Source organism: Bacteroidota bacterium (assembly GCA_016718825.1).
Lineage (GTDB): Bacteria > Bacteroidota > Bacteroidia > J057 > JADKCL01 > JADKCL01.
This window is the reverse complement of the sequence record JADKCL010000065.1, coordinates 162,177-176,215: the sequence shown is the minus strand read 5'-3', so window position 1 is coordinate 176,215 and position 14,039 is coordinate 162,177. Positions and strand designations below refer to the sequence as shown.

At 50.5% G+C, this 14,039-nt stretch carries 11 protein-coding genes; 1 reads left to right on the top strand and 10 read right to left on the bottom strand.

Features of this window, described 5'->3' with window-relative positions:
* Nucleotides 1-77 precede the first annotated feature (77 nt).
* On the top strand, nt 78-707 hold the full coding sequence (locus IPN95_29725) for a hypothetical protein (protein ID MBK9453492.1): 630 nt from the start codon (nt 78-80) through the stop codon (nt 705-707).
* A gap of 8 nt (nt 708-715) precedes the next feature.
* Here the strand turns inward: IPN95_29725 and IPN95_29720 are convergent, their stop codons facing one another.
* The 10 genes from IPN95_29720 to IPN95_29675 all read right to left on the bottom strand — a co-directional run bounded on the left by IPN95_29720 (nt 716) and on the right by IPN95_29675 (nt 13,730).
* Nucleotides 716-2,206 carry a TolC family protein gene (locus tag IPN95_29720; protein ID MBK9453491.1) on the bottom strand — a complete coding sequence of 497 codons (1,491 nt, stop codon included), beginning with the start codon at nt 2,204-2,206 and terminating at the stop codon, nt 716-718.
* A gap of 11 nt (nt 2,207-2,217) precedes the next feature.
* The gene (locus tag IPN95_29715; GenBank protein MBK9453490.1) at nt 2,218-3,573 is read right to left on the bottom strand and encodes an ABC transporter permease; all 1,356 of its coding nucleotides are present in this window, start codon (nt 3,571-3,573) and stop codon (nt 2,218-2,220) included.
* 6 nt (nt 3,574-3,579) lie between these two features.
* Entirely contained in the window at nt 3,580-4,833 is a 1,254-nt protein-coding gene (locus IPN95_29710; protein ID MBK9453489.1) for an efflux RND transporter periplasmic adaptor subunit, read from the bottom strand.
* Nucleotides 4,834-5,004: 171 nt separating this feature from the next.
* Nucleotides 5,005-5,919, bottom strand: coding sequence for an amidinotransferase (locus tag IPN95_29705; GenBank protein MBK9453488.1), 915 nt, complete (start codon nt 5,917-5,919; stop codon nt 5,005-5,007).
* A gap of 269 nt (nt 5,920-6,188) precedes the next feature.
* Nucleotides 6,189-7,952, bottom strand: a complete 1,764-nt coding sequence (gene argS / locus IPN95_29700) for an arginine--tRNA ligase (protein MBK9453487.1) — start codon at nt 7,950-7,952, stop codon at nt 6,189-6,191.
* A 112-nt stretch (nt 7,953-8,064) separates the two neighbouring features.
* Nucleotides 8,065-8,985, bottom strand: a complete 921-nt coding sequence (locus IPN95_29695; protein ID MBK9453486.1) for an Rpn family recombination-promoting nuclease/putative transposase — start codon at nt 8,983-8,985, stop codon at nt 8,065-8,067.
* Nucleotides 8,986-9,093: 108 nt separating this feature from the next.
* Nucleotides 9,094-10,650, bottom strand: coding sequence for a LysM peptidoglycan-binding domain-containing protein (locus IPN95_29690; protein ID MBK9453485.1), 1,557 nt, complete (start codon nt 10,648-10,650; stop codon nt 9,094-9,096).
* 4 nt (nt 10,651-10,654) lie between these two features.
* Nucleotides 10,655-12,199: an MBOAT family protein gene (locus tag IPN95_29685; protein ID MBK9453484.1), complete on the bottom strand. Its 1,545-nt coding sequence runs from the start codon at nt 12,197-12,199 to the stop codon at nt 10,655-10,657.
* Nucleotides 12,200-12,202: 3 nt separating this feature from the next.
* Complete coding sequence (locus IPN95_29680) at nt 12,203-13,081, bottom strand: SGNH/GDSL hydrolase family protein (GenBank protein ID MBK9453483.1); 879 nt, start codon at nt 13,079-13,081, stop codon at nt 12,203-12,205.
* Nucleotides 13,071-13,730, bottom strand: a complete 660-nt coding sequence (locus IPN95_29675; protein MBK9453482.1) for a dienelactone hydrolase family protein — start codon at nt 13,728-13,730, stop codon at nt 13,071-13,073. The genes IPN95_29680 and IPN95_29675 overlap by 11 nt, the downstream gene beginning before the upstream one ends.
* Nucleotides 13,731-14,039: the final 309 nt, after the last annotated feature.

The window sequence follows — 14,039 nt, the reverse complement described above, 5'->3', positions numbered from 1 at the left end:
TTTCTCTGATTCACAGGCTAATGAAATGAATAAAACAAATTATCTTTAGCCAAGTCATCAGTATCAAATTCCGCGAAATGGTGAAAAAAGCATTGCCAATCTTGTTTCTGGGCACCATCCTATTGCTGGGTTTCAGCAGTTGTCGCAAAACCCTGTGCAAAAATGTGGATTGCGGACATGGCGTTTGCGCCTATGGGATCTGCGAATGTGAGGAGGGGTGGGGTATTGGCGCTGATGGAAAATGCACGAAGGAGCAACTTTGTTTTGGCGTAGACTGTGGCCATGGCACTTGCGACGTTACTGATGGTAGCTGTCTTTGTGATCTGGATTATGAACTCGACACAAACGGTAAATGCAATCGCCTCTGGCGCGAAAAATTTTTAGGCACATGGACCGGTTCACATATCGACGACAACAATGACACGGTCGGGCCTTATACCATGATCGTAACAGCAGTATCGAGCGATATTCAAAAAGTACAAATCAGCAATTTTGTCAATTATCCCTGCGGCTTTACGGGTACAGGACTCGTTGTGAATGGACGCGTGACCTTCGAGGAGCGAATGGCTTACTTTGACTCGTTTTGTGCTGGCGTATCTACTTCGGGCAGCATCACCTCGCTCGATGAAAGTCATTTTTCCACTTCCATTTGGCTTGCCCTCGGAAGTGGCAATACCCATTCCGAAGGCCTTTTTGTCAAGCAATAAGCTGATCCTTAAAACTCCATTTCCGGCATCGTGACCTTTTCGGCCTTGACAAAGTCGTAAAGTGAAGCACGGCGCAGTTGGTAATACGCCACCCAATATTGCCGCAGAGCCTGAAAATAGCTCAATCGAGCCATGTCCTTTTCGTTTTGGGCAATTTGGAAATTGGTGATGTCAATTTTCCCGATCAGGTAGCGGTTTTTGGCGACTTCGAATCGTCTTTGGGCAATCGTATCGCTTTTGGAGGCGAGCTGTAATTGTTGTTGTGCCTGCAAAAAGTCCATGACCTGAAACCGAAGGTCACGTTCGAATCGCCGCTGATCAAGCCGGATTTGCTCCTGCACCTGATCGCGTTGCAGCGCTGCGGATTGTACATCGGCGCGGGCTTTGCCCCATTGGAAGATCGGAATACCGATGCCGATGCTCGCCGTTTGTTGTTCGGCGAGATTCTGAAACGAACCGGCGATCGTCGTATCGCTGTTGTTGATACCAAAAGTGGCACTCAAGTTCGCATTCAAGCGCGCGTTGGCGCGTGCTTGCGCCACCGAACTCTCAGCCTGCAGGCCACGGGACTCAAAATCGAGCAGGTCGCTGCGGTTTTGCTTGGCCTCATTCAATGCAAATTCCTGGTCAATCTCGATCAAAGGCAATTCTTCGGGTTGTTCCACGGAAATATCCGCGTTGTTGGGCAATCCGAGGCTGATGGCGAGTTCCAGCTTGGCTTTTTGCAGGCTCACCTGTGCCTGCTGCGTTTGCACTTGTGCATTCAAAAACGCCAATTCCGTTTGTAGCAAGTCATTCTCGGCGATTTTTCCGACACGGAAACGACCTTCGGAAATGGTGAAGACGGAATCTGTGATGCTCAGGTTGAATTGGGCATTTTTCAGGCTCATTTCCGCGATGTACACGTCAAAATACTTCCCGGTGATGCTCAGGGCCACATCTTCCAAGGCTTCGAGGTAGCGGCGCTCGGCAAGTTGGTACTGCACCGGCCTGATTTTTTGCTGCCAACGCAGGGCGTTGAAACTAAATATCGGCTGATTCAGACCCACGAGCAAGGGCGTAGCTTGGTAAAGTCGGTAAGCATTCGTCCCAAACACATCCAATCTTGTGAGTCCGCTGCTGACGAAAATACTTCCGCCAGTGGGTGCGATTTGCTGCGAAATGCTCAAGGTTCCTGACGAAAATGCCTGATTTTGCTGTCTGAAAGCGATTGTTCCGTCATTCTGCGTGACCTGCCGAATTGAACGCAGCAATCCCGGGGTATTAAAATCTGCGCGCACGGCAGGCAACAATCCTGCCCTGAAGGATTTGTAATCCCAATGAATGGAGGCAAGCCCTTTCTTGGCAATCTGTGCCTCAGGACTTTGCGATTGCGCCAAAGCGATGCAGCGGCTAAGCGTGATCGGATCGCGTTGTTGCGCACGGGATTCGAGGAATAAAACGCCAGACAAACACAGCGTCAACAGCAAGGAAATCGAGAAAAACCTTCTTTGAGACATGGTTGTGTGTTTTATTCGTGACGAAGAGAAACCACAGGATCCTGCTTGGCGGCCTTGAGCGCAGGAAAAAATCCAAAAAATACGCCGACCGAAAAGGCCACGGCAAAGGCGATCACAATCGGCGGCCATGACAAGACCGCCGGCACATCAAATTTACTCTTGATGATCAGACTCAATCCGACCCCAAATCCGACGCCAACCAGACCGCCGATGATGCTCAGGATCACGGATTCGCTCAAAAACTGAAAAACGATATCGCGTTTGGTGGCTCCCAAAGCGAGGCGCACACCGATTTCCTTGATCCGTTCCATGACCGATGCAAACATGATGTTCATGATCCCGATCCCCCCGATCAACAATGAAATGGCCGCAATGGAAATCAAAACCAGGTTGAACATGTTGGTGGTGCGCTGCTTTTGGGCGAGCAATTCCTCGGGAATCTTGACTTCGGTGTCGATCACGCCATTGTGACGGCGCGCCAACATCCTCCGAATGATGTCTGCGACCTTGACCATGTCCTGACCATCCTTGATTTGCACGGTCATACGGTCGATTTGGTGGTAATTTTTGGACTCCGGCGTCGCTTGGGTTGCGCCGTCATCGCCCGACATGTTTTGCATCATGGAGGCCTTCTGAAGGTCGCTCGGCGAAATGCGGTTGCGATTCTTGTAGCGCAGCAGCACCGTTTCGACGGGCGCGTAGATGTCCATGTCATAGTCGCGTACGCCCAAATCCATCAAACTCGACTGCGAAAATTTACGTTCATTCGCCACGCCAACCACCCTAAGCCAGTTTTTGCCGACCTTAATCGGCTTACCGATCGGATCTTCCTGCGAAAAAAACTTGGACTTCACGCCGGCACCGATCACGCAAACTTGGGAAGCAAGTTCAAGCTGATCTGGCGAAAACTGTTGTTGCCCTTCATCCATCTTGAACGAAGAATGCTCAAAAAACACATTCGTCACGCCGACCAATTTGCCACTGCGCTTGCGTCCGTTGCGGAGGAAGGTCGTTTCGATCACAATTTCCGGGCTGACTTTGGACACCGCCGGAATAATCGTCTGGAAACTTTCGGCATCGGCCAAGGTCAAGCCGGGCGAAAATTTCTGGCTCGTCGCTTCTTGCCCTGTTTCTTCGGTGACTTCTTCATCCTTTTGCTGAATGATCGGCTCCACGATGAGGTTATTGGCCCCGAGGATGGTCATTTGTTCCAGAATTTCTTCCTGTGCCCCTTGGCCGATGGCCATCATCGCGATCACTGCTCCGACACCGAAGATGATCCCGAGAGAGGTCAAAAAACTGCGTAAAGGCCGCTGAAAAAGCGCATCCAAGGCCATCTGCAGATTGTATGTGAACTTTTGCAGCATCTTGGATTATTTTCCGAGGCGAATCAATTCCAATTCATCTCCTCCTTCAGGCTTGGAAAGGTACAATTCTTCGTTGGCGTCCACACCTTTTTCCACGATCACTGAATTTTCATTTTCAGCACCGAGTTTCACTTCCTGACGCACAATTTTCCCGCTGCTGCGTTTGAAAACCACCGGAATGGAGTCTTGGGCAACGTGGACGCATTCGAGGGGGATGTACCTCACCTTGGGGAAGGTGCTGATGATGATCTCATTGCTCGTCGTCATGGCAGGGCGCAGCGTACTGTCGCTTTCGTTGATTTGAATCTTGACTTCGAATACCTTGGAATCCGAATTGGGACGTTGCTCTCCGACATTGGCGACCTGCGTCACCTTGCCTGTCAACTTCTTATCCGGACTGGCATCAAGACTCACGCGCACTTCCTGACCAACTTTGATCTTTTGGATGTCGACCTCATTGACGTAGGTAATCGATTCCATCCTTGTCAGGTCAGGCAAAGTTGCCACGGTTGGGTCCCAAGGGCTGACGGTAGAGCCGACAACACGCTTTTTCCCGTCCCATTCGCGGGCGTAGATGAGCATTCCCTGTTCTGGCGCCATGATGGTGAATTCGCCCAAAATGCTCTGATAATCCGTCAATTTCTGGGCCTCCTTGTTTAGATCAGCCTCTGCCTCACGCATTTTGGCTTCGGCTTGTTTGACTTTGGTTTGGTAGTTGTTTTGGCTTTGGTCGTAGCTGCGAACGGCTTTTTCAAATTCGATTTCGGCTTGGCGCTTTGCCGAAGGCGACTCGTATGCACTTTCGTCCTTTTCCAATTTACGCTGCTCTTTGGCATAACGCAGGTTGATCAATTCATCGCGCGTCTGTGCCAAAGTGAGCGTGCAATCCAGTTTTGCCTGCGTCACAACGGATTGGAATTTCTGAAGGTTGATTTCAACCTCTTTGAGCTTGCCAACGATCTCGCTTTTGTCCAGTTCGGCAACAAAATCTCCGGGGGCAACCACGGTACCTTCTGCAACCAATTGTGTGATTTTCAGCTGATAAATGCCTGCCTTTCGGGCGCCGGTGGGCCCTGAAATATCCACCGAATTTTTTGCCTGCAATTCGCCGGTGGTCGTTACGATCACCTCAAAATCGCCTTCGGTTGGCTTCTGCAAGACATCTTCCGCAGCCTTTTTTGAACAACCGGAAAACAGGATTAGCCCGGCAACGAGTGCCAAAGCGGTCATTTTCAATCTAAGCCAATTCTCTTTCGCCATGCGGGGGACTACGTCAAATGATTGCAACGCCACGAAGATACGTCAGTTACATCGTCTTCTCAATGACAAACCAACGAATTGAAAGTTGCATCGGAATACCAAATTTTGGCAAGTAGGCATACCAGTCAATTCGAATGGAAGTTGAATGCAACTAAAAGGAAAAACGATCGCCTATTTGCGAGGCAGGAAAATCTCCGCCAACATGCAGCGGATACTGCCGCCACCGATATTCTCGATGGTCGGAATCGGGAAGTGCACGGTCTTTGCCCAGACTTCCAACAAATCCAGCTGACTGTCGCTCAACGACTTGAATGCGCGGCTACTCATGGCGACAAAACGTTCGCGTCCAAGGACTTCGAGTACATTGCCAGCAAATTCGTTGAGTTGCTCCGGGCGGAGTTTGACGATGCGGTGACCACCACCGCCAAGGTAGGCCATGACCCGTTCGCGTTCGGCAACATCAGGAATTGTACAATCGGCCAATACTACGTAGTTGGTACCAATCGAAAGCATCACATTGGTATGGTAGATCGGTTTGCCATTGCCATCAACCGCATCAAAAAGCACAGTGCGGTAACCCAGCGTTTTCGCAACCTCTTTGAGCACAGCCTCGTGCGTGCGTGGCGAACGGCAAGCATAGATCACGCCGTTGGTGCGGTCCATGATCATGGAACCGGTTCCTTCGAGGTACCGACCGGTATTTTCATGGCGGCTCAAGTCCACCACACGCCGGATTTCAAAATATTTCTCCAAGTCGTCGAGGACATCCTGCCGGCGCTCTTGGCGACGGTTGGGCGCCATCATCGGGTAAAGGATCACAGTCCCGTCTTCGTGGGTGGAGATCCAGTTATTGGGAAAAATGGCGTCGGGACGCATCGGTTCGGGCTTGTCCTTGACCACGTAGAGATTCACCCCGTTAGCACGCATGGTTGCGGCCACATTGTCAAATTCCAACACGGCTCGTGATTGGAGATCTTCTCCGGCGACATCGCCCGGCTTGTTTTGGAAAGCATTGTTGGCAGCGGTCTCAGGATCAAACCCAAAGGCCGCAGGCCGCACCATCAAGATGGAATTCGTTGACTGCATTTTCGCTGATTTTCGAAGGAGCAAATATAAGGAGGAAATGGGAATGGAAAATGGAGAACTGCGAAGCAATCACCGAAGGTAAACGAAGTTCAGCGAAGCTAATGGAAAATGGAGAATGCCGATCGCTAATCCGTTTTGACAAGCCTTTAACTGATGGAGGAGAGTGGAGAGTGGAGAGTGGAGTGAAGATGATCGATATCGCAATCAAACTCTCAACTCTCAACTTCTAACTCTCCACTCCCAAAGCCAAACCTTCAGAGAGGTAAAACTTACATCCGCTTAGGAACATCGATTCCCAGAAGAGCAAGCCCAGCTTTGATCACCTCAGCGACCATGCAGGTGAGATGCATCTTGGTATTTCGGATGACTGGATCGGCGATATCCTTGATCATCACGGAATTGTTGAGATTGTTGTACACCTTCGCGAAGTCATACAAGTAGGCCGTGAGCACATTGGGGCGGTATTGTTGGGTCGCCATCAACACCACATCGTTAAATTGCGAAGCCTTGACCAACAACTCTTTTTCACGTGCATCGTCCAAAGCTGCCGGATCAAACGGGCCATGCGGATCATAACCCTGCTTTGCGAGCAGGCTTTGAATTCTCGCGTAGGTGTACTGCTGATAAGGACCGCTATCGCCATGCAATTCGGTCCATTCGTCCATGTCAAAGGTGATCTTTTTGGCGGGATCGATGCGCAACATGCCGTATTTGATCGCGCCCTTTGCCACGATTTTTGAAATGTTGTGACCTTCCTCAGCCTCCATCGCACCGCTGTTGACATTTCCGGCGAGGTGTTTGGTATAGACCACGGACTCCATCTCCGCGATGAGGTCAAACAAAGGAACGGCATTGCCCAAACGGCTGGAAAACATGCCCTCTTTGCCTTCAACGTAGTCATAATGAAGGTGGTAGCAATTATCGGCCTGTGGAAAGCCCATGCGCTTCAGGACTTCAAAAACCTGACGGAAGTGATGTGCCTGCCGCTGATCGACGATGTAGATGCTGCTTTCGACGCCATTCTCCTCGAATTTCCGCCTTGCCAATTCGACGTCCTTGGTCAGGTAAAGGCCTGTGCCATCGCTTTTGATGAACATGGCAAAACCGAGGTTGGGATCCTTGTCGGTCAAGTCCAGGCCGATTGCACCCTTACTTTCCTGCAAAACACCTTTGGCAAACATTTCCCGTGCGTAGGCCATCGAAGTCGCATCGACGTCAGACTCCCAATACCAAGCGTCAAATTTGACATTGGCCCATTCGTAGGCGCTTTCCATCATCGCCACGCTCCAAGCTCGTGTTTCCTTCCAGAGATCGAAGTATTCGCCGGAGCCTGCCTCGAGTTGATGCAGGATTTCAGTCATTTTGGCCTTGGCAGGGGCTTCTTCGTCCGTGCCTTTGATGGTTTCAAGCAGATTGTTGGCCTTCACGTACATCAAACCCAGCCAAGCACCCTTGTTTTCGGCGGGAGCAGGTTCGGTATTCACGTTTTTCATGTACCAAAGGCACTTGGCCACATGGGTCCCGACGTCTCCTGGGAAGGTCGCGGCGACGATGTTGTAGCCTGCGTACCGGTGCATGCGGATGAGCGCGTCCCCGAGCGCGAGGTTGCGCATGTGCCCGACGTGCATTTCCTTGTGGGTATTCGGCTGCGAATACTCGATCATCGTCTTTGGCGTCGCCTGCGTGAGCGAACGCTGGAAAAAGCTATGCGACAAAATCGGCATCAGCACGGCCGTGCCCCATTTTTGGGTTTGCAAAACGAGGTTCAGGTAGGGTCCGGCCGGCGTTACGTGCTCGATGAAATCGTTTTCTGGCAAGGCGGCGGCAAGGTCAGCGGCAAGCTTTTGTGGCGCAGCGCGCAAAGCCTTGGCGAATGTAAACAGTGGAAATGCCAATTGTCCCATTTCCATGCTGGGCGCCGGGCTCAACAAGTAATAAATGTTGTCGATGGATTCGTCAACGCCGAGGGACTTCAGACCGGCTTGCAGCAAGGCGGCAACGTCTTTTTTGATGGATTCGTGGAGCAGATTCATGCAATTCTAAGATCAAATCTTGTGTCTCCCAAAGCGGGAGTTTCCAAGACGGCTGCGAATTTAGGGAAATTTTGGGGGATGGGGAGGGATTGTCGAGGACAAACTCACTCGATTAAAGTTGCCCGAGTAAACGTTGAACCGTATGGAGGTCTAGGTCAAGCATGTCGGCGATTTCAGCCGCCGAATTGCCCTTGGAAGCTAGTCGGGCAACGTTTTTTCCATTTACTGCTTCAACGGCTACCTCTACAGCTGCCTCAATTGCAGGTTCAAGGGTTGCTGCAATTCCAGCATCGATCTCCATTTTCACAGTTAAGGCGAAGCTTGCATCGTCCATCAGTGATTCCAGATACCATTTGTAGGCTTTTTGGTCCTTTTCTGGCAACCGCATGACTTCCAATTTCTCACTTGCTTCAGCCAAACCTTTGGCTTTGAACCCCTTTTTAATTGCAGCGTGCTTGAAAAAGTAAATCCATTCGTCTAGGCCGTCTTTTGTGACATCGTTGAATTCTTCTACTTGAATCACCCAATATTCTGGGAAAATTTCCGAGACCGTATCCATCCCGAAACTCATTTTCTGCCTTTCTGAAAGTCCTAAAATATCACTCGGGCGATGAAGCCCACGAAATTCAGTAGAGCCGTGGTAAACATAGTCACCGCCTTGACCAAGGTCGAAATAAACGATATTCACAGAAATCACTTTCTTGACTTCGCGATAAGGTACTCCCAATGCGATATGCTCGCTGATGGACTTGGAGACACCATAAAGCATACGCTGAAAGTAATCGCCTTCCCAAGTGTTCTGCACCTCAATGATGACCAATTCTTCACCGTCGAGCTTGGCCAGAATGTCCACGCGGTTGAATTTGTCCCTTTCCTTTTCTTGGTTGCTTTCGCCTTCCAGAATTTCTTTGATTTTGACGTCACGCCGCAACAATTCAAAGAGCAAGCCCTCCAAAATGCCAAAATTGGCCTTGTGGCGAAGGATTTTCTTCATCGCCCAATCAAAGGTGACCAGTTTGCGTGAATGCTGCATGGAACAAATATAAGGAAAAGGCGTGTAGAGAATACTGAATTTGGCCAGTCTATTTTAAGGCACAACCACAGCGATTGCAATTCCGGAACGACCTCAGCTACAGTGCCCCTACTCCACCCGCTTCACCACAATCCTGGTCCCGGACTTCAACACGCTTGCCTCGGTCATGCCGTTGAAGGCACGGATCTGTTCGACGGTTTCGCCATATTTTTTGGCGATGCTGTAGAGGGTTTCGCCTTTTGCGACTTCGTGGAATACGGTTTTGGTTTTGAACGGCTCCAATGGCTTTTTGACGGGTGGATCGGGAATCCCTTTGATTTTGCGCTGTTGTTCGGGAGTCAAGTATTGGTCGGCTGCCGCTGCGTAAGGTGCGTTCAGGCCGTGCGTGGTCACCACATTCGCGATTTCCTTGATGATCGAATCCGTCGGGAGGTCTTTTTCATCCCATTGGCGGTTGTAGCTCTCCATGAATGCCAAGGCAAACAAGTCGCCCATCAATTTGTAGCCGGCGCGCGTGAAGTGCAATTTGTCCGTTCGGGCGAGTTGATGCGCCACCCAATACCGCACGCTGTTGTCTCCGCCCATGATGGCATTCAAGTCCCACAGGGCTGCGCCGGCGCGCTCGGCAAGCTTCCGGAGATTCTGATTGATCGCCTTGGTATGCGGCGGCGTTTTGTTGCCTGCGCGCGTGTCGGGCGTCGTCGTGAAAACGAAATTCAACCCCTTGATCTCCTTACGAAGGGTTTTCATGACCGTTTCAATGCCGGCAGCGTACTGAACAGCGTCAAAATTGGGCATGTAACTTTCATTCGAGCCGTAGGAAAAAACGATCAAATCGGGCTTGAGTGCAGCCAATTGGGCGATGGCGAGCTTGGCATTTTTCACAAAATACGGGAACTGCGCCCCCACAACACCGCAATGATGGTACTGAATACCAGGCGATTGCGGAACGTCAAAGCTGATCCCATGAAACCGGAATTGGCCTGTGCTGTCGGCGCCGGGTTTCAGCTTCAATTTGAGTTCTTCACCGGCAATGTAATTGGTGATTTTGGTGGTGCGCAGGCCATTCGCAGCGGGCTTGGGATCGGTGATCAACTTCATTCCGCCACAATCCTTGCAGTCCAATGCCAAAGGAAAATCGCCGTTTCCATGCCAAACGGTCACCGTGCGAATGCTTTTGGGTTCGACGATCGGTGTATCGAGCATCATGCCCGGCGTGAGGTATTTGAAGCTCAAGGTCGCCGAGGGGTCGGTCGTACGCAAAGTATAGCCTGTTACGCCGAGTTCGTCACACAAGGTATTGTTGCAGACCGTATTGCAAATCCATTTGCCAATTGCCTTGGATTCCAAATTGCGGGGTCCAAAGCTTTTGCATGCCGAATAGGGAAACAAAACCCCTTCGCCGCAGTCGCCAAACACCTTGTGCATGTTAGCGCGAATCGCACCGGTAAAATGATCGAGTTGGATGTGCGAATCCCCGATATGCACCACCACAAAGGTCGAGTCCGTTCCATGTTCCAGATGGTAGAGCTTGCTATGGACATCGATGAGGTTGTGGGCGAATTCGATGCGGTTTTTTGCGGGATTGATCGGGCAGGATTGCCCAAAAATGTTGCCGATTGCCATCAGCATCACCATTCCCGTCAACCCCAGCCTTCGCAGCATCACATCAAAATTGGAAGTAAATAAAGGGTTGTACGGATTCGGAGCGCACTTGGATAAATATTTGTATCAAAATGACCAACAGCACCAATTTGACAGCCAATGGCGTGACATCATAGGCCTTGCGGAATGTACGTTTCACAATCGCAGGTTGCAGGGTTGCCAGGAGCCCGGCAGCGAGCAAAACGAACAGCAAGGGGTTGATGTCGAAGGCATACGCGACAATTGCGAAGTCAAAACTGCTGAAAATGCGTTCGTAAATGCCCAGCGTCGTTTCCATGCTGTCTGCCCGGAACGGAATCCACAAGAGGGAAACGCTCGCAAATGTGAGCAACCACCAAATTGGATTCAACAGCATCAACCAAGTAAACGGCTGCTTGGGCGCATTGATATCAACCAAATCCTTGGAATAATGGACTTCGGTGACGCGGGAGGAAGTCGTTTTTTCGACCACCGGACCCGGCCAAGCCTTGGTAAACAACTTGTGAACGATCAGCAAGATGCCGTGCCCGGCTCCCCAGAATACAAATTTCCAGCTCGATCCATGCCAAAATCCGCCGATGAGCATCGTGGTAAGCAAAAACACCTGCTGCATGACAAAACCCTTTTTGTTGCCCCCCAACGGAATGTAGATATAATCCCGGAGCCAAGATGACAAAGAAATATGCCAACGCCGCCAGAAATCAGTGATGTTGAGGGCTTTGTACGGCGAATCGAAATTCAATCCCAAGCGGAAGCCCAGCAACAAGGCGACGCCGATGGCCATGTCGGTATAGCCGCTGAAGTCGCAGAAGATCTGCAGGGTATAACACAATGACCCGATCAGATTCTCGGTCCCCGAAAAACCATCCGGCTGCGCGAACACGGCATCGGAGTATTGCGCCACAAAATCCCCTATGATCGCCTTTTTTACCAATCCCTTGGTGATCAGATACATTGCCTCGTCCAGATTCGACTTCGTGACCGTTACCTGCTCCTTCAACTGCGGCAAAAAGTCCCGCGCACGCACGATCGGACCCGCAACCAAGTGCGGAAAAAACGACATGTACATCAGATAGTCCGAATAGGTCGGACGCTGAATCTTCTCCTTGTAAATGTCGACCAAGTAGCTGATCGACTGAAACGTATAAAACGAAATCCCAATCGGCAACACCAAATCAAGCAGATCCAACGATTGCCCCGTGAGCAGGGCGACGTTTTCGATGAAGAAGTTGGTGTACTTGAAATACATCAAAAACGAAAGACTGAATAGAATCGCAGTGACCAAAACGGCCTTTCGCGCCGTGCGATTCGTCTGCCGCTCCATCAACATCGAGAAGAAATAATCTGCCGTGATCGTGAGGATCAACAACAACAAAAACACGCCGCTCGCCTTGTAATAGAAATAAAACCCAAAGGCCACGACGGCAATGTTCCGGATCGAATTCGTTTTGTAAACAAAGGAATATCCGATCAGGAAAACGCTGAAAATGAACAGAAAAATGCCGGTATGAAAGAGCAAGGGCTCCGTTTCATCGTGCAGAAATTGTTGGAAAAATTCGAGCCAGTTCATCGCTTATTTGGGTTGCTGCAACAGGATGAATGGGCTGTAGGAAATCTTGGGATCGCCCTGCGTTTTGTAGCGGAAGTTGATGTCGGTGGTCTTGCGCATAAACACGGCAACACTGTCCATCCAGACCCTTGCGGCGTCGTTGGAGGGGTGCATATTGTCCTTTGCACGGGCCAAAGTGAGCTTTTCGGAGGAGAAGAAATGCGGTCCCACGCGGTCGCGCATGATGTTGATGATGCCTTTGTCTTCCTTCCAAGCTGCGGGGCCGACCCAAGTATAGCTCACGCCGTAGGAGGCGAAGTCGCTCAAAATATTGTCGATCCAGCCTTTTCTGTCGTCGAAGTCATTGACAAACAGCTCATTCAAGCCAATGGCAAAGATCACGTGATCCGGACGGAACTTCCGCAAGTAATGGTCGAGGGTATCGGTGCCACCCCAATATTTGGTCGAACTGCCATACCAGCAGACGGAAGCGACCAAGTCATAGCTGTTGGCCACGCAATAGTTGTAAACCGGACGGCGCAGGCCTTCGAGTTGCGAATCGCCGATGAGCAGGATCTTCTTGAAGACTGAGTCGTGGCAATCTGCACTCACCTCAGGCACCAGAATCATTGACCGCTTTTTGCCCGTGTCGGGCTTATACCGCAAGGTATCGGAGACTTCAGAAAGCGCCTTGAAATCCACGTAGGGAATGGTGTCCTTAGGAAGGGGAACGTTTGTGAGATCCAACAGCTTCCCTTTTTCTTCCTTGAGAAATGGAATCTTGGCCACCTTGAGGCCGAACTCCTCCGGCGTTTTGGTGATGCCCATCACAAAAAACAACGCAAAAATGCAGGCGAATCCCAGCCCGACCTGCAACATATATCTCTGGGTATTATCCTTCATTGCGACGATTGGAAAAAAGCCAACGGATCACATCCAAATCTTTGTAAACGGTATTCCAGCACAAATGGCCTATTGTATCGTACAGGGTCATGTTGGGCTTGCCGCCATGTTTGGAAATCGCTGAAATCATGTCTGTAGTGCGCGAAACCTTGACGAGCTTGTCCTTTTTCCCGTGGAATGCCCAGATTGGCACTTGCGTTAACTTCGCGGCCTGAGCCGTATCTCCTCCCCCGCAAATGGGCAAAACGGCTGCAAAACGATCCGGAAAGCGCTGCGCCAATTCCCAAGCACCAAATCCGCCCATGGACAAACCCGTGAGGTAGAGGCAATTGGTATCCACAAGCGGCGTATGTGCCACCACCGAATCAAAAACAGCCATGGCATTGGCGAGCACCGGGGAAAGCTGCGGCTTCATTGTATGGCTCGGCAAGGTCCAGTCGGTATCGACCCATTTGATATCGGCTGCGCACTGTGGGGCGACAATGATATAAGGATTGATTTTGAGCGAATCGAGGGATTTGATCAACTGCGGAAGACCGACCGTGAGCTGCGCCTTGTTGTCTGCGCCGCGTTCGCCAGCGCCGTGAAGGAAAAGGATCACGGGAATGCCGGTTACCGATGCAGGGTCAGTAAGCTTTGTTGAAAGCACTGTGTACGGTAATTGATTTCCATTGAGATTGGAGACACCTTTTAATGTGTCCAATCCTTGAGAATGCGCTGTGGAAAAAGGGAAAAGTAGAAAAAGTATCAAAGATCTCATGAAATGGATGCCCTGTAATTTTCCAAAAGGAATTTGGCATATCGTCCGACTTCTTGGGATGCAAAGTACCTGGCCCATCAATGACCCCGAAAACAAAAAATGAACAATACTTCGGATCGAAAAATTCACCTTGTCCCCTCCATTCCCCTTTCCCATTGAATAAAAGGCATTTCAATCAATTGAAAGTTATTTATCACA

Coding starts and splice junctions, on each gene's coding strand:
- IPN95_29690 (MBK9453485.1), bottom strand. CDS start 10,650: ATGCTGCGAAGGCTGGGGTTGACGGGAATGGTGATGCTGATGGCAATC.
- IPN95_29720 (MBK9453491.1), bottom strand. CDS start 2,206: ATGTCTCAAAGAAGGTTTTTCTCGATTTCCTTGCTGTTGACGCTGTGT.
- argS (MBK9453487.1), bottom strand. CDS start 7,952: ATGAATCTGCTCCACGAATCCATCAAAAAAGACGTTGCCGCCTTGCTG.
- IPN95_29710 (MBK9453489.1), bottom strand. CDS start 4,833: ATGGCGAAAGAGAATTGGCTTAGATTGAAAATGACCGCTTTGGCACTC.
- IPN95_29715 (MBK9453490.1), bottom strand. CDS start 3,573: ATGCTGCAAAAGTTCACATACAATCTGCAGATGGCCTTGGATGCGCTT.
- IPN95_29725 (MBK9453492.1), top strand. CDS start 78: ATGGTGAAAAAAGCATTGCCAATCTTGTTTCTGGGCACCATCCTATTG.
- IPN95_29685 (MBK9453484.1), bottom strand. CDS start 12,199: ATGAACTGGCTCGAATTTTTCCAACAATTTCTGCACGATGAAACGGAG.
- IPN95_29705 (MBK9453488.1), bottom strand. CDS start 5,919: ATGCAGTCAACGAATTCCATCTTGATGGTGCGGCCTGCGGCCTTTGGG.
- IPN95_29695 (MBK9453486.1), bottom strand. CDS start 8,985: ATGCAGCATTCACGCAAACTGGTCACCTTTGATTGGGCGATGAAGAAA.
- IPN95_29680 (MBK9453483.1), bottom strand. CDS start 13,081: ATGAAGGATAATACCCAGAGATATATGTTGCAGGTCGGGCTGGGATTC.